Origin of the sequence: Klebsiella sp. C239, from assembly GCF_048822715.1 — a bacterium.
Classification (GTDB): domain Bacteria; phylum Pseudomonadota; class Gammaproteobacteria; order Enterobacterales; family Enterobacteriaceae; genus Klebsiella; species Klebsiella quasipneumoniae.
Genome location: NZ_JBMEZK010000001.1, coordinates 496870 through 519670 on the forward strand (window position 1 = coordinate 496870; position 22801 = coordinate 519670).

Genomic DNA, 22801 nt, shown 5'->3' on the forward strand with positions numbered 1-22801 from the left:
AATGGGGCAATTTTTTGCTTACGCGCTGGCGTTCACCGTAAAAGGGGATAACTATGTCGCATAACGCTACTCCAAATACCTCTCGCGTGGAATTACGTAAAACACTTACGTTAGTTCCGGTTGTAATGATGGGCCTGGCCTATATGCAGCCGATGACGCTGTTCGATACGTTTGGTATCGTCTCTGGTATGACCGACGGTCACGTGCCGACGGCCTACGCCTTTGCGTTAATCGCTATCCTGTTTACTGCCCTGAGCTATGGCAAGCTGGTACGTCGTTACCCGTCCGCCGGCTCGGCGTATACCTATGCGCAGAAATCCATCAGCCCGACCGTTGGCTTTATGGTGGGTTGGTCCTCGCTGCTCGACTACCTGTTCGCGCCGATGATCAACATTCTGCTGGCGAAAATCTATTTTGAAGCGCTGGTGCCTTCGATTCCGTCGTGGGTGTTTGTTATCGCGCTCGTCGCCTTTATGACCGCCTTTAACCTGCGCAGCATTAAATCCGTGGCCAACTTCAACACCGTGATCGTGGTGCTGCAGGTGGTGCTGATTGCCGTTATCCTCGGCATGGTGATTTATGGCGTGTTTGGCGGCGAAGGCGCCGGTACGCTGGCCAGCAGCCGTCCGTTCTGGTCCGGTGACGCGCACGTGATCCCGATGATTACCGGGGCGACGATCCTGTGCTTCTCGTTTACCGGCTTCGACGGCATCAGCAACCTGTCTGAAGAGACCAAAGATGCAGAGCGCGTCATTCCGCGCGCGATCTTCCTGACCGCGCTGATCGGCGGCCTGATCTTCATCTTTGCCACCTATTTCCTGCAGCTGTACTTCCCGGATATCTCGCGCTTTAAAGATCCGGATGCGTCACAGCCGGAAATTATGCTCTACGTGGCAGGTAAAGCCTTCCAGGTTGGCGCGCTGATCTTCTCCACCATTACCGTACTGGCGTCCGGTATGGCGGCGCACGCTGGCGTGGCGCGTCTGATGTACGTGATGGGCCGTGACGGCGTGTTCCCGAAAAGCTTCTTCGGCTATGTGCACCCGACCTGGCGCACCCCGGCGATGAACATCATCCTGGTCGGCGCTATCGCCCTGCTGGCGATTAACTTCGACCTGGTGATGGCGACGGCGCTGATTAACTTTGGTGCGCTGGTGGCGTTTACCTTCGTTAACCTGTCGGTGATTTCGCAGTTCTGGATCCGTGAGAAACGCAACAAGACGCTGAAAGACCACTTCCAGTATCTGTTCCTGCCGATGTGCGGCGCCCTGACCGTCGGCGCGCTGTGGGTCAACCTGGAAGAGAGCTCGATGATTCTGGGCCTGATCTGGGCCGGTATCGGTCTGGTCTATCTGGCCTGCGTGACCAAAAGCTTCCGCAACCCGGTGCCGCAGTACGAAGACGTGGCGTAAGGCGTAGCGTGATGTGAATGAGAAAAGCCGGAGGGAAACCTCCGGCTTTTTTTCGTTTGGCCCGGTGCGATACCTTTTGCCCGGCGGCGCTGCGCTTGCGCGGGCCTACGGTGATGGTTAACCTTCTGAAATTAAATGGTTATGTAGGCCGGGTAAGCGAAGCGCCACCCGGCAACATATTGGGCACGGAGCCTGATGTATTGCCCGGCGGCGGTGGAGACTGTTATCGGTTTACCACGTTTTCAGACTCCGTAGGCCGGGTCAGGCGCAGCCGCCACCCGGCAATATGTTGGCCACGGAAACGATGGCCGGACAGTTCCGTCTCCCCTGGGAGAGGGCCAGGGTGAGGGGAAGCAACGCCGTGTGGTCATTTATGTTATCTGTGGCTTCAGCGCACATTGCGCTCCCGGTTAATTTTTCTGCACTCTGTTTTTTGTGGCGCAGGGAGCGCACAGGGGGCGGCCAGTCGCCGCCGCCCCCTGTACCCCCGGGCTCCGGCCAGCAAAATCGCCGCTACGCGGTCCCTTCGACTTATCTCTGCAGGCTGCGGGTCGGGCCGAGGCAGCGTCCGTGCAAAACACGGCCCTCAGCCCGCATCCATGCGGGCTGCCCCGGCCTTCCGGGAACGTCTCAGCGATTTTGAGGCCGCCAGCACCGGCAGTTTCAGCAAGGCTGGTGAAAAAATTAACGACAGGTCGCACGAACTCCAGGCCGGGTAAGGCGCAGCCGCCATCCGGCACAGAAGCGGCACTGCGCCCGCTGTCCTTGCCCGGCGGCGCGGCGCTTGCCGGGTCTGGGGTGTTGAGTAGCCTTCTGATAGGTAAATGGCGTTGTAGGCCGGGTAAGCGAAGCGCCACCCGGCACACAAGCGGCACCGCGCCCGCTGTCCTTGCCCGGCGGCGCGGCGCTTGCCGGGCCTGGGGTGTTGAGTAGCCTTCTGATAGGTAGATGGTTTTGTAGGCCGGGTAAGCGAAGCGCCAACCGGCACACAAGCGGCTCCGCGCCCGCTGTCCTTGCCCGGCGGCGCGGCGCTTGCCGGGCCTGGGGTGTTGAGTAACCTTCTGATAGGTAAATGGCGTTGTAGGCCGGGTAAGCGAAGCGCCACCCGGCACACAAGCGGCTCCGCGCCCGCTGTCCTTGCCCGGCGGCGCGGCGCTTGCCGGACCTGGGGTGTTGAGTAACCTTCTGATAGGTAGATGGTTTTGTAGGCCGGGTAAGCGAAGCGCCACCCGGCACACAAGCGGCTCCGCGCCCGCTGTCCTTGTCCGGCGGCGCGGCGCTTGCCGGGCCTGGGGTGTTGAGTAACCTTCTGATAGGTAGATGGTTTTGTAGGCCGGGTAAGCGAAGCGCCACCCGGCAGAAATCCGCGTAAAGCGGTTAAACAGGGGCATTTTTGGGGCAGCCGCAGGGGCACCTGCGGGGTGTCTATTGCGGCGGCGGTTCGAAGCAGAGGCTACGCTCCAGGCATTCGTCGCAGCTCGGCGAGCGGCAGACGATCTCCCCCTGCGACTGCAGGCAGCGCTGGCGATAAAAGAACTTCTTCCAGCGCATATGGTGGACATTCTGCGCCACCAGCTGCGGAAAGCAGTCGCTCATCAGCCGGCCCAGTTCCGCCCGCGAATCCAGACCCAGATCCTCCCATAGATGATTAAACGCCAGCGCCGCCCCGGCGACGATCGGCGCCATCGGTTCGGCTCCCGGCGCGATCCACTCCGCCAGCCATCGCGCCAGCTGGCGGCGCTCTTCGTCGCGGGTGGCATTCAGCTCCGTCATCAGCCGGCGGCGGCTCAGCGCCTCGCTGTCCAGCGGCGTCGCCACCTCGCCCAGCCGCTGCTGCAGGGCCAGCCACGCCTCGACGCTGAGCCCCATGCGCAGCGGAAAGCAGCCTTTTCCTGCGTGATACCGTCGCCACAGGCGGGTCAACCAGTCGACCGGCGCCATCAGGCGACCCCCTGACGCAGGCGCGATGCCGCCAGGCTCTGTCGCCGCCGCTGCCACCAGGCGGGCAGCACCTCGGCGACTGACCGCCACGCGCCGTCCACCTGCGGCTCAATGCCCTGTCGCTCGAGCTGTTGCCATGGCGTATGGCCGATACGCACGCAGAACACCGCTTTCACGTCGGCGAGCAGCGCGAGAAGCGCCGCCAGTCTGGCTTCGTTCTCCTGCGGCTCGCACTCCTCCGCGCCGCGGCAATATTTTGGCGTAAAGCGCTCGCCCACCAGCACCATGCCGGCGGCAGACAGGCTGTAGATCGAGAAGCGGTCGGCATGGCCAAAATGACAATCAATTACCTCGCCGCGGCTGGAGGCCACGGCCACCAGACAGGCATCATCGGCCTCCGACTCTCCCCGGGTGGCGAGGCTGGCATGAAGTTCGGCGCGCTGATGGAGGATGGGCAGCCAGTCGGGGAGGCTGTCCGGGTCCGGCAGCTGGGTAAACTGCTGGCTGCGGTCTTCGCCCAGCATGCCGATGGCGTCGGCGCGGCACTGGTGGCAATGCGTCATCTGCGGCATCGCGGCCCCGCACTGGCTGCGGATCGCGGCGAGCATCCCGGCGTCCGGCTCTGGCTGGCCGTTGAGGCCAAAGACCGTGCCGTGCTCCGGTCTGGCAATCAGCGGCATAATATTGTGAATAAACGCGCCGCTTTCCCGCAAACAACGGCTGACCTCGGCCATGCCGCTGTCGTTGATCCCCGGGATCAGCACCGAGTTTATCTTGACCAGCACCCCGGCGTTGGTCAGCCTGCGGACCCCCTCCAGCTGGCGGGCTATCAGGATCTCCCCGGCTTCCCGCCCGCGGTAGCGTTCGCCGTCGAGCCACAGCCAGGCGTAGATTTGTCCGGCGATGCCGGCATCCAGCGTATTGATGGTCACCGTAACGTGATCCACACCGACCTCCAGCAGGCGATCCACCGCGTCGGGCAGCATCAGCCCGTTGGTCGACAGGCATAATTTCAGGTCCGGAAGCCGATCGCGGACCAGCTCCAGGGTGCGGAAGGTGCGGGTCATATTGGCCAGCGGATCGCCGGGCCCGGCAATGCCGACCACCGACAGCTGCGGGATGGCCTGGGCCACCTGGCGCACTTTCAGCACCGCCTGCTCGGGGGTCAGCAGCGTCGAAGACACCCCGGGGCGGGATTCATTGCTGCAGTCGAATTTACGGTTGCAGTAGTTGCACTGCAGATTGCAGGCCGGAGCGACCGGGAGATGCATCCGGGCGAAACGGTGGTGCCCGCTGCGGGAATAGCAGGGGTGCGCGGCGACCTTATCGGCCACCCGCGGCGCTAACGCGCTGGCGTCCGCCGACTGACAGGCGTTGCCGCCGGAAAAAGAAGAGCAGGAAGTCATGGTCGTACCTTCTTGGTTGGGCGATACCTTCCTGCTGCAAAGGGCATACCAGAGAGGGATTTTTTATCATGCTGAAAAGAAAGGTGTTATTCCGCATCCCTGCGGCAAAATATTGTCGCGTTCCCGCCGCGCAGGCGACAATGTCCTGAACCTGACACCGTGGCTTACAGACGCGGCAGGGTGATATCCATGATCTGGATCCGGTAGGCGACCTGGCGCGGCGTCATCCCCAGCAGCCGCGCCGCCTTGGCCTGCACCCAGCCGGCTTTTTCCAGCGCGGCGATCAGCCGCTGGCGTTCGTCCAGGCTGTTGTCCAGCCAGCTGTCTTCCGCCGGCCCGCTGGCGGGCTGGGCTTTGGCCGGACGTTCCTGGTGGGTGAAGAGGATCACGTCGCGATCGATCAGGCCGCTCTCGGACATCACCGCCGATCGTTCGAGGCAGTTCTCCAGTTCGCGAACATTGCCCGGCCAGCTGTACTCCATCAGCAGACGGATCGCCCCCTCGCTGATCCGCAGCGTGCGCCCTTGATGCTGGCCAATTTTGCGCACCAGAAAGTGCGCCAGCTCGGCGATGTCCTCCTGACGCTCGCGCAGCGGGGGCAGGGCGATGGGCATCACGTTCAGGCGATAGTACAGATCCTCGCGGAAGTGGCCCAACCGGACCTCCTCCTCCAGGTGGCGGTTGGTGGCGGCGATGATGCGGACATTCACCCGCAGGGTCTCATCGCCGCCGACCCGTTCCATCTCTCCCTCCTGCAGGATGCGCAGCAGCTTAGCCTGGAACGAGGCGCTGCTTTCGCCAATTTCGTCGAGGAACAGGGTGCCGCCATCCGCCAGCTCAAAACGCCCCTTACGCTGGCGCACCGCGCCGGTAAAGGCGCCTTTTTCATGGCCGAACAGTTCGCTTTCCAGCAGGTTGTCCGGCAGCGCCGCGCAGTTAAATTTGACGAAGGCGGCGCCAGCCCGCGGGGAATGGTGGTGGATGGCATTGGCGATCAGCTCTTTCCCGGTGCCGCTTTCGCCGCGTACCAGCACAGTGGTGTCCCAGCGCGAAACCTGGCGGATCACCTCCACGATCTGGCGCATCGCCGGGCTCTTGCCGACCATATTGTCAAGGCCCACCCCGCGCGACGACGAGCAGGCCGGCGGCCGTTCCACCTTCGGCGGCTGGCGGCCGGGCAGGGTGGCGGAGGCCGGGAGGATCATCAGCCGGATGGTCTGGGCGATGAGGTTGGCGACGGTTTCGAGAAAGCGGGTGCAGGCCGGCAGCCGCTCTTCCTGGCGCGCCATCGGCTGGGCCGCCAGCACGCCCATGGGCCGGGCGTTGGGCCCCATTAGCGGCACGGCGATAAACGGCAGATCGTAATCGTAGAGGCTCAGGCGGTCGAGAAAACGCTGATCGTCGGCGACCCGGGGCAGCACCAGCGATTGCCCCTGGGCCAGCACCGTCCCCACCAGCCCCTCGCCGGGACGATAGCGGATCTGCGCGCTGCCGGGGAGAGTCTGCTGCTCGGTTTGCTGCAGCGCTTCGATACTGAGGATCTCCTGCTCGCTGTCGTACAGACAGATCATCCCGTGCTGCATAAAGGCATCGTTGTGCAATACGCTGAGCACCTCCTGCAGCGTTTTGCTGGCCTCGGTGGCGCGGCTCAGCACCACGCTTATCCGCTGCATGGCGGTGAACTGCTGAGAGAGGTCGAAGCGTCTGACGGTGGTGTCCGGGTCGGATTCGGGGATCATGCTTCACCTCCGGTCAGGGTGTTAAACAGCGGGAAACGCAGGGTCAGGCAGGTGCCGCCCTGCGGCCGGGAAGTCAGCTCGATGGCCCCGCGATGGTGCGCCACCAGGGTCTGGATCAGCCGCAGCTCCATGCCTTTGCCCGGCGAGTTCAGCGCGTCGGGGGAGTGGGCGTAGCGCACCTGCAGCAGCGGCACGTTGTCGGTCAGGTACAGCGCCAGCCAGCCGTCGTTTTCCTCGGCATAGAGCTGCATCGCCAGCGGGACGGAAGGCAGCTCGGCGGCGAGGGCCAGGGTGCGGTCGAACCACAGGCTTAAGCACGCCAGCAGCTGAGTGCGCTGGCCAAAACCGATCAGATGCGGCGAGGCCATGTCCAGCTGCAGCCCCTCGGCATCGAAGCGGGTGCGGTAGAGGGCGCACAGGTCGTCGAAAAAGGGCTGCAGCGGCCAGACGGCGGGGTTTTCGAGATCCAGCGACGGACGACAGCGCTGGAGCCGGGCCATCGCCTCTTCCCCTTCGCGCCAGGCGGCCTCCAGCGCCACGTTGCCGCTGCTCTCGCCGTTCAGCCGACGGGCCGCCGCCAGCATGTTAATCGGGCAGTTCAGCTGGATCAGCGCGGCGTCCAGCGACTCGCGGATCGCCGCCAGCAGCTTGCCGGCGGTCATTTGCTGCTTCAGCCGGTCGAGGCGGCCCTGCTCCTGCTGCTGGCGCTGCTGGGTACAGTCGGCGATCACCACCAGGGTTCGCGCCAGGGCGCTGTCGATAAAGTAGCGGCTGGCCTCTTCGCTGACGCCGGGCAGCGGCCAGCAGGTCACCGACAGCCAGCGCGCGGCCCCGCGTATCGCCACCGGCAGGATCTGCTCCACGCCGGGCGTCATCCGGCCTGGGGAGACCTGCAGCTCGGTGAGCAGCTCCCGGCCGCCGCAGTCGGCGCAGAAGGTTTTATAGGCAAGGTTGTCCATCACCACCCGATCCTGCTCGTCCACTACCACCACGGCGGCGGGAATATTATTCAGCACCGCCTCCATCAGGGTCATATGGTTGCGCAGCCGCTGCTCCAGGGTATAGCTGACGCTGATATCCCGCTGCATTGCCAGATAATGCTCCAGTTCCCCTTGCGGACTGAGCACCGGAGTGATGTCAATCTCCACCAGGTACAGGCCGCCGTCCCGCCGCTGGTTAATCAGCTGGCCGCGCCACGGCTGACGCTGGAGCAGGGTATGCCACATCTCCTGATAGATCTCGCGCGGCGTCTGGCTGCTGGCCAGCAGGCGCGGGTTCTGATTTAACAATTGCGCCAGCGAATAGCCGGTCTGGCGGCAAAACGCCGGGTTGGCGTAGATGATCCTGGCGCTGGCGTCGGTGAGGGAAATCGCCACTGAGGCCTGTTCCACCATGGTAAAAAACAGCCCCGGATGTTGTTGAGTCAGCGCGCCGGCGATGGCTTCCGGCGCGGCGTTATCGAGCATCATATTCAGGGTCATCGCAAACTCCTGTGTCGCAGTTATGACAAATTGTCCGACACCCTGCGCGGATCGCGGCGGGCTGAGCCGAACCCGGATAACCATGCAAACGGTGCGCCCTTATCGAAACGACCGAACGAAACATTGATCCGACAGGGGGAAAATCCGCTGATTTTTACCTTTCGGCCCGCCGGGGGCGCCTTGCGCGGGCGCTGCGGCGGCGGGAAGCGATCCTGATGGGGCAGGGATGAGCCGTCACGGTGCAGGGCAACCTGGCACAGCCTTCGCAATACCCCTGCGGTAATCCCTATTTCCGACACCATTCCGACAGGAGCGTACTATGGCGAACATTGGCATTTTCTTTGGCACCGATACCGGTAAAACCCGCAAGATCGCGAAACTGATCCACAAGCAGCTGGGGGAGGCCGCCGCTGCCCCGGTCAATATTAACCGCGCCACGCTGGCGGACCTGCTGGCCTACCCGGCCCTGCTGCTGGGCACGCCGACGCTGGGCGACGGCCAGCTGCCTGGCCTTGAGGCCGGGGGCGAGAGCGAGTCGTGGGCCGAGTTTATCCGCAACCTCGGCGACGTCAGCCTGCAGGGAAAAACGGTGGCGCTGTTTGGCCTCGGCGATCAGCGCGGCTATCCCGATAACTTCGCCAGCGGGCTGCGGCCGCTGTACGACGCCCTGCGCGCCCGCGGGGCGACGATGATCGGCAGCTGGCCGAACGAGGGGTATGAGTTCAGCGCCTCATCGGCGCTGGAGGGGGAGCGGTTTGTCGGGCTGGTGCTGGACCAGGATAACCAGTTCGACGAGACCGAAACGCGTCTGGCGACCTGGCTTGAGGAGATCAAACCGCAACTGCTGTAGACGCTGGCGGGTGGCCTGCCGGCTACCCGCACAGCCCCGGCTGGCGCGCTAACATCTCAGCCAGCCACTGGCGCTGGTGGCGGCGCTGGCTCTGTTCAATAAGGTAATCGCGGGCGCTTTCCAGCGCCTGTTCAGGCGTCATCGGCGCGGGGGGGCGGATGGCTTCGCACCATACCAGGTGCCAGCCCAGCTCGCTGGCCACCGGCGCGCTCAGCGCATTTTCCGTCAGCGCAAACAGGGCCTCCTCCAGCTGCGGATAGAGTAACCCCCGCCCGATCCACCCCAGTCGCCCGCCGTCCAGCGCGCTCGGGCAGTGGGAGTGTCGCTGGGCCAGCGGCGCAAACGCCTCGCGGGAGGCCGCGATTTGCCCATGAAGCGCCTGGATGCGCGAGTAAACCGCCTGCTCATCGCCATCGACGGTGAGCAGCAGATGGCGGGTCAACCGCTGTTCCGGGCGCATAAACTGCGCCTGGTGCCGCAGATACCACGCCTGCACCGCGGCGGGATCCGGCAGCGGCGCCTGGCTGGCAATCCCGGCGAAGGCGGTTTCCAGCCGGGCATGGTGCAGGACGATCGCCGCCTGCTCCGGCGGCGTAAATCCGCCCTCATCCAGCCAGAGGCGCAGCGAAGCGGCGAGGCCTTCCCGTAGTGCGGCGGGGATCGCCTCCGCCGCGACCTCGGCGACCAGCGCCTGCTCCAAGCGGGCCTGACGCTGCCAGGCCGCCTCGAAGGCCTCCCGGTCCGCCGCGGCGATGGCCGCCGGTTCGCAGTTCCAGCGGCTCTGCGCCAGCCGCCGCCGGCCAAATCGTTGCCATGGCTGCATTATTCTTCCTCCTCTGCCAGGGCCAGCGCGGTCACCGGAACCTGGAACCAGCGGCCGCCGAAGTCGACGATATAGCCGTCCCCGCGCTCGCCCCGATCGGTGGCCTCAATACGCCCCTGCTGACCGACGTTGACCACCACTTCGCCCTGCAACGTCAGCGCCGTCTGGCAGGTGACGTTATCGCCATACTGCAGATTCCCCGCCAGCCAGGGACGATCGCCGGCAATCAGCTCCTGTTCGCGGCAGCCGACGATCCGGTCGCTCTCCGGGAAGTGGACCTGGTAGATGACCTGGTCCTGCAAGAATACCCCCCAGTCGCGGACATAGCCGATGCTGCCCCGGCGCACCAGCAGGGCGCCGGACGGCAGGCCCGCATAGGTGCCATCGTTACGGATGGCGCGCACGACGCGGACCGCTTCGCTAAAGGTAAATGTGGGTCTCATGGCGTGTTCTCCTCGAACTGCTGCTGATAACTCTCCGCCAGCAGCCGGCGCGCCAGCAGCCAGTGGGCGCGCGGGTTCTCCTCCAGCTGGTTGAGCAGGGGCACTTCCGCCCGCAGCTTGCGGTGAAAGGCGGCCAGCACCGGCAGGCTGCAATGGGCCAGACGCTCGGGCTGGTAGGGAACGGCGAAAAACTGAAAGAAGGCGTCGGCGGAGCGCAGGTCGTCTACGCCGGGGATCTGATAAAACCACTCCATGCTTACCCCCTGGCCTGCAGCGTTTCGGCGCCGCAGAGCGCGTGATAGATTGCCGCCAGCTCATCATCCCGCGGGCTGCGTTTGCCGGTTTCCGCAAAGTGGCGGAGCGCCGGCAGCAGCTGGTCAATTTGCGCTGACGTCAGGTGATAGCCCATCCGGTCGAAGACGCCGTTAACCGCCTGGCGACCGGAGTGTTTGCCCAGCACCAGCCGATAGCCGCGGCCCAGCAGGGCGGGGTCGATCGCCTGATAGCTCTCGCTGTCGCGCAGCAGCGCCGCGACGTGCACGCCGGACTCATGGGTAAAAACCAGCTCGCCCACCAGCGGCTGCTGGGGATCGACAGGGCGGCGGGTGGCGAGGGCCACCTGTTCGCACAGCGCCGGCAGGGCGGTGAAACGCACCCCAGTCTCGACGCCCAGGCAGCGCTCCAGCCCAAGCGCCACCGTTTCCAGCGCCGCGTTGCCCGCCCGTTCGCCCAGGCCCAGCACGGTGGTGTTCACGCTGGTGGCCCCGGCGCGTACCGCCGCGAGGGTGTTGGCGGTGGCCAGCCCGAGATCGTTATGGGCGTGCATCTCGAGTTCGCCGGGCCAGACGTTACGCAGGGCGGCGATCTGCGCCGTGGTGGTAAATGGGTCGAGGATACCGACGGTGTCGGCATAGCGCAGACGGGCAGCCCCCGCCTCGCCGGCCTGCCGGGCAATATCCCGTAGCGTCGCGTCGCTGGCCCGCGAGGCGTCCTCACAGCCAATGCAGACCTTCAGGCCAAGGGTATGGGCGAGGTGGATCAGACCCGTCAGCCGCTCCAGCAGCAGCGGTAAGCTCTCGCGCAGTTTGTACTGCCGCAGCTTGTCGGAGGCGGGGATGGAGATATCCACCCAGTCCATGCCCAGCTCGGCGCTCAGGCGAATTTCGCCGGCCTGCATCCGGCACCAGGTCATCAGCGTGGCGCCCGGGAGCTGACGGCGCACCAGCCGGATACGGGCGCACTCCTCCTCGCCCATCGCCGGGGTGCCGACCTCCAGCGCCTCGATCCCCGCCGCGTACAGCGCCTCGGCGATGGCGATTTTTTCGCTGGCCTGGAAGGCCACGCCGGGACTCTGTTCGCCATCGCGCAGGGTGGTGTCATTGATCAGTACGCGTCCCATTGTCGTCTCTCCGTCTTAACCGAAGACCGGCGCGAAGGCGCCATCCTGCAGGAGCGGCTGGCCGTTTCGCCAGTAGGGCGACAGGGCGCGCAGCCGGTCGATAACAGGAGGCAGGGCGGCGATGACGTAGTCGATCTCTTTTTCCCGGGTGTAGCGCGAGAGGGAGAAGCGAACGGTGCCGTGGGCCGCGGTGTAAGGAATATTCATCGCCCGCATGACGTGCGACGGCTCCAGCGAGCCGGAGGTGCAGGCGCTGCCGCTGGAGGCGGCGATCCCGGCCTGATTCATCAGCAGCAGGATCGCCTCGCCTTCAATGCACTCGAAGGCCAGATTAAGCGTGCCGGGCACCCGCGGCTGGCTGCCGCCTATCACCGTTACCGCCGGAATGGCGCTCAGGAGATGATGTTCAAGGCGATCGCGCAGCTGGCTTATCTGCGCCATGCCCGGGAGGTGGACCTGCGCCAGCTCGCTGGCGGCGCCCATGCCGACAATGCCGCTGATATTTTCCGTCCCGGCCCGCCGGCCATGCGCCTGGTGGCCGCCGCGCAGCAGCGGACGAAAACGCGTTCCCCGCCGCAGCCAGAGGCAGCCCACCCCTTTGGGGCCGTGGAATTTATGCGCCGAGCAGGAGAGCATATCGATCCGCGTCTGGCTGAGCGCCATCGGGATTTTGCCCACCACCTGCACGGCGTCGCAGTGAAACAGCGCGCCCTGCTCATGGGCCAGCTCCGCCAGCTCGGGCACCGGGAACATGACGCCGGTTTCGTTATTGGCCCACATGATGCTGACCAGCGCCACGCGTGGGCTAAGCGCCGCCCGAAACTGCGCCATATCCAGAGCGCCCTGCCGATCCACGGCGATACGGTGGATCAGGTATCCCTGGCGCTCCAGCTGTTCGCACACCGCCAGGGTGGCGGGATGTTCGACCGCGCTGGTGATGATCTCGCGCCGCTCCGGCATCAGGGCCACCGCTGAGGCGATGGCGGTGGTCGTGGCCTCGGTGGCGCAGGAGGTAAAAATGATCTCGCTGGGGTAGTCGGCCCCGAGCAGAGCGGCCACCTGCTGGTGCGCCCGTTCAAGGGCGGCCTGCGCCGGCAGACCAAAATCGTGAATCGACGAGGGATTGCCGTAAAAGTCGGTCAAAAAGGGCATCATCGCGTCGAGAACCATCGGGTCGAGACGGGTGGTGGCGTTGTTATCGAGATAAACAGGTTTCATTGTGTCCCCCTGGGGTTAGTTAACCGCGGCCGGGGCCGCCACCACGTCCATGTAACTTCCGGTGCGCTCCATCAGCTTTTGCTGCAGCCAGGCGAGGGTCATGTCGGTCATCATGCAGCCGCTGCAGCTGCCGGAGAGGCTGACGGTGACCTGGCGCGGGGTGACGCTCACCAGCGTCATGTCGCCGCCGTCGGCCTGAATGTGCGGGCGCAGCTCGTTGATGGTATCGACCACGCTTTGCCACTGCGCATCGTGGGCCGTCTCCGCCGGCAGGGGGGCGGGCGGCTGTTGGGCGAGGATCGCCGCCAGCGCCAGCTCAATTTTTTCATGGCAGGCGGTACAGCCCCCGCCGGCCTTGGTGTAGTTGATCACCTCCTCGAGGGTGGTCAGGCCGTTGTTCACCACGGCCCGGCGAATATGTCCTTCGTCGACGCCGAAGCATTTACAGATCAGCTTGCCCTCCTCATGCTCCTCCTCAAGGCTTTCGCCGCGAAAATGGGCGATAGCCGCACGCAGCGCCTCCTGGCCCATCACCGAGCAGTGCATTTTCTCCGGCGGCAGGCCGTCGAGGTAGTCGGCGATCTGCTGGTTGGTGATCTGCCCGGCTTCGGTCAGGGTGTGGCCGATAATCAGCTCCGTCAGCGCGGAAGAGGAGGCGATGGCGCTGCCGCAGCCGAAGGTCTGGAAGCCGGCCTCCTCGATGATCTCGGTGTGCGGATCAACCCGCAGCATCAGGCGCAGCGCATCGCCGCAGCTTAATGAACCCACATCGCCCACCGCGTTGGCGTTGTCGACCACGCGCGCGTTGCGGGGATGAAAAAAATGGTCTTTCACTTTCTCGGAGTAGTTCCACATGCTGTCAGCTCCAGGGATGATGACGAAAACGCCGGGGCGCGGTGCACCGCAGACTGGCGGTGGTACTGTTCCCCAAGCAATTGTGGTACCAACGCATAAAAACCTTATTTGTTAATGACCTGGCGGGTTAACCGCCCCCGACAGAGCCGACACTGTTGTGGCGTTTTGTGGGCTTTGTCACATAAACGACAGGCTCAGGGCTGCGGGTCGGGCTCCTCCCGCCACGTCTGCTCTTCCAGCAGGCGGTTAAAGCGCTGCGGATCGCGTTGCCGCGCGCTGCGGCGCTGCGCTTTTTCATACCAGGAGAGCTGGATCTCCTGCAGTAAGCCGAGGATGGTGGTCTGATCGGGAACCCGTTCGGCGCGGACGCCCACCTGCAGCAGCTGGCGAAAAACCGCCTCGCCAATCGCCACGCAGAACAGGGTGACGCAATCCTCCAGGGCGTGGATACGCTCGGCAATTTTCTCGGTCTGATGGCCGCTGACGACCGGGAACTCCACCACCCGCAGCAGGGTGACCCGATCCGCCTTGACGCCGTAGACCACCAGCCGCGGCGTGGCGCCAAAATGCTGATCGACATGGCGGTAATCGGAGCTGGCGAAGGCGACTTTCATCGACCACTCGTCGGCGTGGACCATCTCAAACTGACGGTTAATGGGCGGCATAAGCGTCTCCTGAAGCTTGCTGGGGGTAGGCGCCCTGGCGAAGCGGCGATCGGTAGAGGTCGGTGTGGTGATGGCGGTCGCGCAGCAGATTGGCCAGCTCAAACAGCGTGTCGCGCATGCCGGCGTACCCCTGGCGAACCCGGCGAAACTCGCCGAGCCGATCGAAAAGGGGAAAGCCGACGCGGATCAGCGGCAGGGCAAACTGCTCCGCCAGATCGCGGGCGTGAGAGTTAGCCACCAGCAGATCGGCGGGTTGCTGGCTCAGCAACTGCTGGAGATCCTCCAGATCCCCCGGCACCACCCGCTCGACCGGCAGCTGGCGCAGGCTGGGGTGGCTGGTGGGGGCGACCAGCGGGCCGGGCTGTATCCCCTGGCTGCGGGCGAAATCACACCAGGCCGCCAGCAGGTCGCCCTCCGCGGCCATCGCCATGCGCTGGCCCTGCAGCCACATATGGCAGTCGATCATCGCATCCTGCAGCTGGCCGCGCTGGCGCTCAATCCAGGCCGGTACGCGGCGCCCGGACAGCTTCGCCAGCTGATGGATAAAGGTATCGCAGTGGTCGAGGGTCATCAGGTGCGGCAGGGCGATCACCTCTCCGCGGCTGCGCTGGCTCAGGAGCGATGCCGCCCGCTGCAGCGACACGCCGATGGCGAAGCTGCCCAGACTCTGGCCCATCTGCGCAATCTGGCGCAGCGAGGCGCCGCCCTGGGTCAGGGGCGTAAAATCCCCCTGACCCAGGTGGCCATCCATCGACAGGGAGAGGTCCGGCAGGACCACCGGCTGCAGGCCAAAGGCCTCCACGCAGCGGCTCAGCCATTCGATATCCCCTGGCGAACAGAGGTGGCTGACCAGCAGGTTGACCCGCCGGGGCCGCTGCCCCGGACGCGGCGTCGGCGCCACCCACTGCTCGATGATGCTCTCGATCACCGCGCTGTAGCCGTTTTCCATGGAGCCAAAAAAATCCGGGGTGTTGACGGTGAGGATCGCCACGCCGTGATGGCGGGGATGCGCCTCGCGAAACTGGCGTACCACCCGGGCGATATCGCTGCCCTGCGCCTCCGCCAGTCCGGTGCTGAGCAGCACAATGGCCTGCGGACTGTGGCGCTGGCAGAGGGTGTCGAGCGCGGTGAAGATATTGCCGTCGGCGCCCATGATCGTGGCGGTCGGATCCATGGCCGTCGACTGCAGGGGCACCGGGTCATGAAAATGCTGAATAAAGAAAACTTTGGCGAAGGCGCTGCAGCCCTGGGCGCCATGGACCAGCGGGATGGCCTGGGCCAGCCCAAGGCTGGCGAGGATCGCCCCGAGCGGTTGCCCGGTTTTAATCGGGCTCACCGCCAGCGGTTTTTCGCTACGGATAAGGTCTGCCATGGTGTTCTCCTAGCGCCACGGGGCGCGGGCATGCGTTTGCGGCCAGACGGGGCTGGCGAGGGTCAGACAGAGCTGGCGGGCGAGGGTGACGATGCCCTGGTAGCCAGCGTAGGCGTGCTCCCGCTCCTGATTGATATCGAGGAACGGCAGCCGGGCTTTCCAGGCGGTGTACATATTGCGTCCGCCGGCGATCATCAGATCCGCCTGATAGCGGTACACCACGTCGAGCAGGGTGCGGGCGTTGCCCTCCTCAAGCATCACCGCCTCGTCGCCCATCAGCTCCCGGATCCGCTGTTTGTCCTCCTCGGTGGATTTCCGCGTGCCGGTGGCCACCACGGTCATGCCGAGATCCTGCAGGGCCGAGACCACCGACCAGGATTTCACGCCGCCGGTGTAGAGCAGCACTTTGCGCCCGCGGAGCTGCTCGCGCCACGGCGCTAGCGCCTGCTCCGCTGCTCGCTCCTCGCGGGCGATCAGTGCCTCGGTGCGGCGGCACAGGTCGTCATCCCCCAGCAGCGCCGCCAGCTGGCGCAAGGCGTCGGAGGTGGCGCGGATCCCGTAGAAGCTGCCCTCAAACCACGGCGTGCCGTAGCGTAGCTCCAGCCCCCGGGCGACGTTGATCAGCGCTCGCGAGCACACCAGCATATTGGCCTGCGCCCGGTGAAGGGTCTGGATCTCGGCAAAGCGGCCGTCGCCGGAGAGGCTGCCGAGGACGCGGATCCCCAGCTCATCGAGCAGCGGCTGGACCTGCCAGAACTCGCCGGCGATATTGAATTCGCCAATCAGGCCGATATCGTGGCGCTGGGCCGGGGCAAAGGGCGTGTTGTCCGGCCATGGGGCGGGTTCGCGCTGGCCAATCACCTGCCTGAGCATTACGTCGCCCGCTATCCGGTTGCCAAGATTTTTGCTGCCGTAGAAGCCGGCGGCGTCAATGGCGATGACCGGGACGCCGGTGGCGGTCTGTGCGGCCTGGCACACCGCCTCAATGTCATCGCCTTCCATCGCCGGTACGCAGGTGTTGTAGATAAAGACCGCCGCCGGGCGATAGCGGTCGACGATGTGACGCACGGCATGGAACAGGCGGCGTTCGCCGCGGCCCATAATCACATCCTGTTCGTTGAGATCGGTGGTAAAGCCGAGCCGGTTGAGGGCCGGGCCGGCGCTGACGCTGCCGCGGTTATCCCATGAGCTTCCCGCGCAGCCGATAGGGCCGTGCACCAGGTGCGCGACATCGGCGATGGGCAGGAGCGTTATCTGCGCGCCGTCGAAGGCGCAGCCGCCGGCGGTGGCGCCGGGCTTAGGGGCGCTGCAGCCGGATTTTTGCTTCTGGTTGTGCTCGCAGGCGGGTTCGTCCAGCAGCGCCAGAATTTCCTTTCCCTTCATAGTGACCTCGTTGACGGTGGGAGACCGGGGAGGTGATGCAATTCGCGCTCCAGGGAGAGGGGGGTTGATTTTTAAGGAAAAAGGGTTGTGGGCTTTGCGACAAAGGCAACAATCAAACAGGGGTAAGGCATGATTTATCGCGCTGATAACTGGATTTACCGCGACAGTATTGCCGCATATTGGCGAATGACGGGAAGCGTCTATAAGGTGGAATATTCCGTTCACCAACCTTCCTCTCTATTTCATCGCGCCCTCTGCGGGTGAACGGCATGGGGGGCGTTTCGCCCGCCCCCCATGACCCCCCGCATGGCGCTGAAAATTGCCGCTGCGCGGTCCGCTCCACTCCGGCTTCATCTGGCGGAACGGGCGGACTCGACATCCTTGTCTCGACCGCCCTCTGGCCGCCGTCCTGGCGGCCAGTCCTGGATGCGCGCCTGCGTTCTCGCCAATTTTCCTGATGCGCCTAACCCCCCGCTGTCACTTTTGTCCCTGTCCTGCGGCGCTTGCCTTGCTGAAAGAAAGGATGTCACCTGCAGGGGCAAAAAAAGGCCCGCGGGGTCGGCGGGCAACAAGCACAACACAACGATTAAAAAACACGTTCCTCCAGAGGGTTATCCCGGTTGAGGCGCTTCGCCAGCCACGGCGGCAGCCGACCGGCCAGCAGCGTATTGATCGCCTCGCACTGGGCCTGGATCGTCGTGCCCGGCGGCGCTTTCATCGGATGGATCTGATGGCGGATCAGCCGGGCGGCGGCAGGCCCGCCAATCTCCTGGCAAAACAGCAAATGGCAATCCTCCAGCAGCCTGGCGCGCATCTCGCTGGCGTCAGACGTCGCCGAAGGGGAGGCATAGCGGCGCAGATCCGCCAGCCAGCCGCCCTGGTCATCGAAGGCATAGATAAAAAACAGCCGGTTCTGGCCAAAATGACCATTGATGACCAGGCCATCCTGTGAACAGAAGGCGACCCGCAGCTGGGGCGTCCGCTGGGGTGACCGGGCGATGCGCAAATGGCCGGGCAGCACCCCCTGCAGGCAGGCGATGACCCGCGCCCAGCGGGCCGGGGACATCACCGCCGTCGCCGAAGGAAAGCTGGTGGCCAGCTGAGGCTGCGTCAGGGTGGTTAACCGTTCCGGGGTCAAGGTTTCGCCGCACTCCTGCGCCAGCCAGTCGACGACTTGCACCGGCTGCAGCTCCGGCAGCGTCTGGAACAGCGCCAGCAGACGCCAGAAAAGGGTATCGTTATCGGACATTTCCAGCTCCTTATAGCAGCGTGCTGCGGGTGGCGCGCAGGCTTATCGGAAAGACCGGCCGCCCCGGCTGCGGATTGACGTAGTAGCGACGTCCCCCTTCAAGGGCAATCGCGCCGCCCCAGCGGTCCGTCTCGTCATGTTCGACCTGAAGCACCCGGGCCTCCAGATCCTGTTTGGCGATATAGGCATAGAGCGCCTCGCCGCGCTCACGGAAAATCACGATGGGCATACTCCCTCCTGGCCCCGCCTGCGGCGGGGCGCCTGATGGTTAACGAACGAGGTCGAAGCTGTAATCGGTTTTGCCCAGCTGGCTGGTGTCGTGGTCCAGTTTTTCCAGCACGGCGTTCACCAGCGTCGTGACGATGTTCATCGCGCCTTCATAGCCCCAGGTGGTCTGGCGGTGCAGATGATGGCGGTCGAACAGCGGAAAGCCGAGACGGATCAGCGGCACTTCGAAGGCTTTGCCCTTCGCCAGGGTATCGCGCTGGATAAACTTGCCGTAGGAGTTACCGATCATAAAGTCCGGCTGACGGGTGAACATCAGCGACCGGAAGTGCCACAGGTCGCAGTTGATGAATACTTCGCTGTCCTGGCCGTAGGGCGAGGCGTCGAGCATTTTCTTCATCGCCTTTTGCCAGCGTTTATTGGCGTTATGGCTGAGGATCACCGTCGGCTCGCAGCCCAGCTCCAGCAGGAAGCGCGTCAGGCCCATCACGAAATCCGGATCGCCGTAGAGGCCGAATTTTTTGCCGTGCAGCCAGGTGTGGGAGTCCAGCATCATGTCCACCAGCCGGCCGCGCTCAAGGGTCAGGGCGTCGGCGATCGGTTTGCCGGTCAGCTGACTGACGGTCATCAGCAGCGCGTCGGTAGCGGCCAGACCCAACGGAACGGCCACCTCCGTGGCGGGCTGATTCCACATCTCCTGAACCACCTTTTTGCTTTTCACCAGCTGCCATGGCTGCAACAGCAGGGTGTCAATGGCGTCCGGCGCGGTTTTGATCTCCTGCTGGCTGGTGCCGCCGGCGTACATCCGGTAATGGCCGTCGGCGGGGGTGTCGAGCACCTCTGAAGGGTCGGAGAGCAGGCTGCAGGGGACATCCATCTGCGCCATCATCCGCTTCAGCACGCGGAAGTTGCCGAGATAGGTCTCAAATCCGGTCACCAGATTGAGCTTTTGCAGTTTGCCCGGCTGCCCGGCGTAGTCAGCGGTAAAGGTCTTCGCGAACCCTTCGAACATATTGTCCCAGCCGGTGACATGGCTGCCGATAAAGCTGGGGGTATGGGCGTAAGGAATGGCGATACTGTCGTCAACAAATCCCTCTTTTTTGGCGTTGGCGATAAACGCCTGCAGGTCGTCGCCGATCACCTCGGCCATGCAGGTGGTGGAGACGGCGATAATCTCGGGTTTATACAGCGTGCTGGCATTCTGCAGGCCCAGATTCATGTTGTTGTTGCCGCCGAACACCGCCGCGTCCTCGGTCATCGAGTCGGAGACGCAAGCCACCGGCTCCTTAAAATGGCGGTTAAAGTAGGTGCGGAAATAGGCGACGCAGCCCTGAGAGCCGTGGACGTAGGGCAGGGTGCCGGCGAACCCCAGCGCGCAGAGCACCGCCCCGAGCGGCTGGCAGGCTTTGGCTGGGTCGACGGTCAAAGCCTCGCGCTGGAAGTTCAGCGCTTCATACTCGGCGGTGGTGGTCCAGGCAAATACCTCCTGGACGCGCTGCGCGTCGTGCGCCTCTTCAAGGCTCTTTTTGTTCTGGAACAGGGTCTGGTATTCATCCTGTTCAAACAGCGGATAACAGCTGTGAATTTTATCGATCGTTTGGCTCATGGTGTTCTCCTCCCGCGCCACAAATCGGTGGACTGACGGGACAGTGAAGGGGCAATCACGCAGACTTCAGCCACGGGGCAGTCAGTTCGTTCCACGCCGGATTGTTCAGGGTCATATCCATATCGCGAGCAAAGATGGCGAAGCCGTCATAGCCGTGATAGGGGCCGGAATAGTCCCAGGAGTGCATCTGGCGGAACGGCACCCCCATTTTCTGGAAGATATATTTCTCTTTGATCCCGGAGCCGATGAGGTCGGGTTTCAGCGCTTTGACGAAGGCCTCCAGCTCATAGCTGCTGGCATCGTCAAACAGCAGAGTGCCCTCTTTCAGGTCCGGCAGGGTGCGGTCGTAATCATCGTTATGGGCAAACTCGTAGCCGGCGGCGATGATCTCCATCCCGAGATCCTCATAGGCGCCGATGACGTGGCGCGGCCGCAGCCCCCCCATGTACAGCAGCACTTTGCGCCCCTCCAGCCGCGGGCGATATTTGGCGATGATGGCCGCCATCTGCCCCTCATATTTGGCGATCACCGCTTCCGCATTGGCGCGAATGGCGTCATCAAATTGATCGGCGATTTTGCGCAGCGATTCGGCGATTTTGGTCGGGCCGAAGAAGTTATATTCCATCCACGGGATCTGATGTTTCTCCTCCATATGGCGGGCGATATAGTTCATCGAGCGGTAGCAGTGGACGAGGTTTAGCTTAACGAACGGGGTGTTCTCCATCTCCACCAGGGTGCCGTCGCCGGACCACTGCGCCACTACCCGCAGCCCCATCTCTTCCAGCAGAATGCGCGAGGCCCAGGCGTCGCCGCCGATGTTGTAATCGCCAATGATGGCGACATCATACGGGGTGCTGGCAAACGGCTGCCCTTCGCGGTTGTTCAGCACCCAGTCGCGCACCACGTCGTTGGCGATATGGTGGCCCAGCGACTGCGAGACGCCGCGAAAGCCTTCGCAGCGCACCGGGATCACCGGTTTATCCAGCGCCTTGCTGCTGGCGTTGGCCACGGCGCTGATGTCATCGCCGATCAGGCCCACCGGACACTCCGACTGGATAGTGATCCCTTTGGTCAGCGGGAACAGCAGCTCCATCTCTTCAATCAGTTTGCTCAGCTTTTTATCGCCGCCGAAGACAATATCGCGCTCCTGAAAATCTGAGGTGAAGTTCAGGGTGCCGAAGCTGTCGACGCCGCTAACGCCGGTATAGTAGTTGCGCCGTCCGGCGCGCGAGTACTGGCCGCAGCCGATGGGGCCGTGCGAGATATGGGCCATGTCTTTAATCGGCCCAAACACCACCCCTTTCGAGCCGGCGTAGGCGCAGCCGCGCACGGTCATCACCCCGGGCTGCGATTTACGGTTCGAGATAATGCACTTGCCGACGCTCTCCATCTGCGGATCGCTGATCATCATGTGCTTTCTGCGCTCTTTGCGCGCGGTTTCGGGAAACACCTCCAGGACTTCCTGGATGAGCGCAAGGTTACGTTCGCCTGTTGCGTTGGTCATGGTGAGGATCCTGTGCTCAGGCCGCGTTTTCTTCAGCGGCGGTTTTACCAATGATGCTGGTGTCTTCTTCTTCCATGATGCCGAACTCCATCAGCAGCGACTCCAGCTCGTCCATGGTGCAGGGGGTCGGCACCACTTTTTTGGTGTTATTGACGATCTTCTGCGCCAGCTGACGATATTCGTTGGCCTGCTGACAGGTCGGGTCGTACTCGATCACCGTCATCCGGCGGATCTCTGCGCGCTGCACAATGTTGTCGCGGGGAACAAAGTGGATCATCTGGGTGCCGAGCTTCTCCGCCAGGGCGATGATCAGCTCGTCTTCGCGGTCGGTTTTGCGCGAGTTACAGATCAGGCCGCCGAGGCGTACCTTGCCGGATTTGGCGTACTTCACGATCCCCTTGGAGATATTGTTGGCGGCATACATCGCCATCATCTCCCCGGAGCAGACGATGTAGATCTCCTGGGCTTTGTTTTCGCGGATCGGCATGGCGAAGCCGCCGCAGACCACGTCGCCGAGGACGTCATAGAAGACGAAATCCAGATCTTCTTCATAGGCGCCTTCTTCTTCGAGGAAGTTGATGGCGGTGATCACCCCGCGTCCGGCGCAGCCAACGCCTGGCTCCGGGCCGCCGGATTCGGCGCAACGTACATCGCCATAGCCGATTTGCAGTACGTCTTCGAGCTCCAGATCCTCGACCGAGCCCACTTCCGCCGCCATCTCCATAATGGTGTTCTGGGCTTTCGCGTGCAGGATCAGACGGGTGGAGTCCGCCTTCGGATCGCAGCCGACGATCATCACTTTCTTACCCATCTCGGCGAGGGCCGCGACGAGATTCTGGGTGGTGGTGGATTTACCGATACCGCCTTTACCGTAGATAGCGCATTGACGCATGGTCATGGTGACTTCTCCTGTTGTTGAGTGTTTGCCAGCAGAGAAGTGCAGGGAACATACCAGCTGTGATTTTTTATGCAGTCATTTGATAAATAAGTGTTTTCTGTAAACCGGCCGCGCCGGGGGCCTGCGCAAACGGCACAATAACGCCACCAAATGTGCGAAACAGAACAATTTCCCGCCACCGGCCCGGCGCGGCGCTTTGTCGCCTGTTCAACAGCTTGTCGCGCCCTGTGTCTTATTCCCCGCAATTCCGCCGGACGGACCTGCGCCTTTCTTCCCTTAACCTGTTGAATTAATAAGCGACAGGCGGCAATCCGCGAGCTGGCACAGGCTGT

21 protein-coding genes are annotated in these 22801 nt (G+C 63.7%); 3 read left to right on the forward strand and 18 right to left on the reverse strand.

The genetic code is table 11. The features are described 5' to 3' along the window. Position 1: 1 nt before the first annotated feature. Together yoeI and plaP are read left to right on the forward strand one after the other, a co-directional pair. Positions 2-64 (forward strand): membrane protein YoeI, encoded by a 63-nt coding sequence (gene yoeI / locus ACOI6Z_RS02245; protein ID WP_096335043.1) that lies wholly within the window; start codon positions 2-4, stop codon positions 62-64. Then, positions 54-1412: a putrescine/proton symporter PlaP gene (gene plaP, locus ACOI6Z_RS02250; protein WP_004203583.1), complete on the forward strand. Its 1359-nt coding sequence runs from the start codon at positions 54-56 to the stop codon at positions 1410-1412. Before yoeI ends, plaP begins: the two co-directional genes overlap by 11 nt. Before the next feature lie 1425 nt (positions 1413-2837). Here plaP and ACOI6Z_RS02255 read toward each other — a convergent pair. The 4 genes from ACOI6Z_RS02255 to nifL all read right to left on the reverse strand — a co-directional run bounded on the left by ACOI6Z_RS02255 (position 2838) and on the right by nifL (position 7979). Next, positions 2838-3353 (reverse strand): nitrogen fixation protein NifQ, encoded by a 516-nt coding sequence (locus ACOI6Z_RS02255; RefSeq protein ID WP_023290352.1) that lies wholly within the window; start codon positions 3351-3353, stop codon positions 2838-2840. Further along, complete coding sequence (gene nifB, locus ACOI6Z_RS02260; protein ID WP_072413427.1) at positions 3353-4759, reverse strand: nitrogenase cofactor biosynthesis protein NifB; 1407 nt, start codon at positions 4757-4759, stop codon at positions 3353-3355. The genes ACOI6Z_RS02255 and nifB overlap by 1 nt, the downstream gene beginning before the upstream one ends. A gap of 164 nt (positions 4760-4923) precedes the next feature. Next, positions 4924-6498, reverse strand: a complete 1575-nt coding sequence (gene nifA / locus ACOI6Z_RS02265; RefSeq protein ID WP_177335431.1) for a nif-specific transcriptional activator NifA — start codon at positions 6496-6498, stop codon at positions 4924-4926. Further along, positions 6495-7979 (reverse strand): nitrogen fixation negative regulator NifL, encoded by a 1485-nt coding sequence (gene nifL / locus ACOI6Z_RS02270; protein WP_023290350.1) that lies wholly within the window; start codon positions 7977-7979, stop codon positions 6495-6497. The genes nifA and nifL overlap by 4 nt, the downstream gene beginning before the upstream one ends. 319 nt (positions 7980-8298) lie before the next feature. On the opposite strand from nifL, the gene ACOI6Z_RS02275 reads away from it, so the two are divergent. Beyond that, positions 8299-8829, forward strand: a complete 531-nt coding sequence (locus ACOI6Z_RS02275; RefSeq protein WP_044524061.1) for a flavodoxin — start codon at positions 8299-8301, stop codon at positions 8827-8829. A 22-nt stretch (positions 8830-8851) separates the two neighbouring features. On the opposite strand, the gene nifM is transcribed toward ACOI6Z_RS02275, so the two are convergent. From nifM to nifH, 14 genes are all read right to left on the reverse strand, one after another. Next, a complete protein-coding gene (gene nifM, locus ACOI6Z_RS02280; protein ID WP_420686869.1) occupies positions 8852-9652 on the reverse strand; it encodes a nitrogen fixation protein NifM in 801 nt (266 codons plus the stop codon). Next, a complete protein-coding gene (locus ACOI6Z_RS02285) occupies positions 9652-10095 on the reverse strand; it encodes a nitrogen fixation protein NifZ (protein WP_023290347.1) in 444 nt (147 codons plus the stop codon). Before ACOI6Z_RS02285 ends, nifM begins: the two co-directional genes overlap by 1 nt. Continuing rightward, entirely contained in the window at positions 10092-10349 is a 258-nt protein-coding gene (locus ACOI6Z_RS02290) for a nitrogenase-stabilizing/protective protein NifW (RefSeq protein WP_023290346.1), read from the reverse strand. The genes ACOI6Z_RS02285 and ACOI6Z_RS02290 overlap by 4 nt, the downstream gene beginning before the upstream one ends. A gap of 2 nt (positions 10350-10351) precedes the next feature. After that, positions 10352-11494, reverse strand: a complete 1143-nt coding sequence (nifV, locus tag ACOI6Z_RS02295; RefSeq protein ID WP_110243226.1) for a homocitrate synthase — start codon at positions 11492-11494, stop codon at positions 10352-10354. Between the two features lie 15 nt (positions 11495-11509). Further along, positions 11510-12712 (reverse strand): cysteine desulfurase NifS, encoded by a 1203-nt coding sequence (gene nifS, locus ACOI6Z_RS02300; RefSeq protein ID WP_130953018.1) that lies wholly within the window; start codon positions 12710-12712, stop codon positions 11510-11512. A gap of 15 nt (positions 12713-12727) precedes the next feature. Then, on the reverse strand, positions 12728-13567 hold the full coding sequence (nifU, locus tag ACOI6Z_RS02305) for a Fe-S cluster assembly protein NifU (protein ID WP_032454927.1): 840 nt from the start codon (positions 13565-13567) through the stop codon (positions 12728-12730). Between the two features lie 194 nt (positions 13568-13761). Further along, positions 13762-14232, reverse strand: coding sequence for a NifB/NifX family molybdenum-iron cluster-binding protein (locus ACOI6Z_RS02310; RefSeq protein ID WP_023290342.1), 471 nt, complete (start codon positions 14230-14232; stop codon positions 13762-13764). After that, positions 14219-15604: a nitrogenase iron-molybdenum cofactor biosynthesis protein NifN gene (nifN, locus tag ACOI6Z_RS02315; RefSeq protein WP_420686872.1), complete on the reverse strand. Its 1386-nt coding sequence runs from the start codon at positions 15602-15604 to the stop codon at positions 14219-14221. The genes ACOI6Z_RS02310 and nifN overlap by 14 nt, the downstream gene beginning before the upstream one ends. Positions 15605-15613: 9 nt before the next feature. After that, on the reverse strand, positions 15614-16987 hold the full coding sequence (nifE, locus tag ACOI6Z_RS02320; protein ID WP_420686874.1) for a nitrogenase iron-molybdenum cofactor biosynthesis protein NifE: 1374 nt from the start codon (positions 16985-16987) through the stop codon (positions 15614-15616). A 586-nt stretch (positions 16988-17573) separates the two neighbouring features. Next, complete coding sequence (locus tag ACOI6Z_RS02325; protein ID WP_420686876.1) at positions 17574-18236, reverse strand: NifB/NifX family molybdenum-iron cluster-binding protein; 663 nt, start codon at positions 18234-18236, stop codon at positions 17574-17576. 10 nt (positions 18237-18246) lie between these two features. Beyond that, on the reverse strand, positions 18247-18465 hold the full coding sequence (gene nifT, locus ACOI6Z_RS02330) for a putative nitrogen fixation protein NifT (protein WP_004203557.1): 219 nt from the start codon (positions 18463-18465) through the stop codon (positions 18247-18249). Between the two features lie 39 nt (positions 18466-18504). Continuing rightward, complete coding sequence (gene nifK / locus ACOI6Z_RS02335) at positions 18505-20067, reverse strand: nitrogenase molybdenum-iron protein subunit beta (RefSeq protein ID WP_087827362.1); 1563 nt, start codon at positions 20065-20067, stop codon at positions 18505-18507. A 55-nt stretch (positions 20068-20122) separates the two neighbouring features. After that, positions 20123-21571 carry a nitrogenase molybdenum-iron protein alpha chain gene (gene nifD, locus ACOI6Z_RS02340; RefSeq protein WP_023290337.1) on the reverse strand — a complete coding sequence of 483 codons (1449 nt, stop codon included), beginning with the start codon at positions 21569-21571 and terminating at the stop codon, positions 20123-20125. A 16-nt stretch (positions 21572-21587) separates the two neighbouring features. Next, positions 21588-22469 (reverse strand): nitrogenase iron protein, encoded by an 882-nt coding sequence (gene nifH, locus ACOI6Z_RS02345; RefSeq protein WP_004203553.1) that lies wholly within the window; start codon positions 22467-22469, stop codon positions 21588-21590. Positions 22470-22801: the final 332 nt, after the last annotated feature.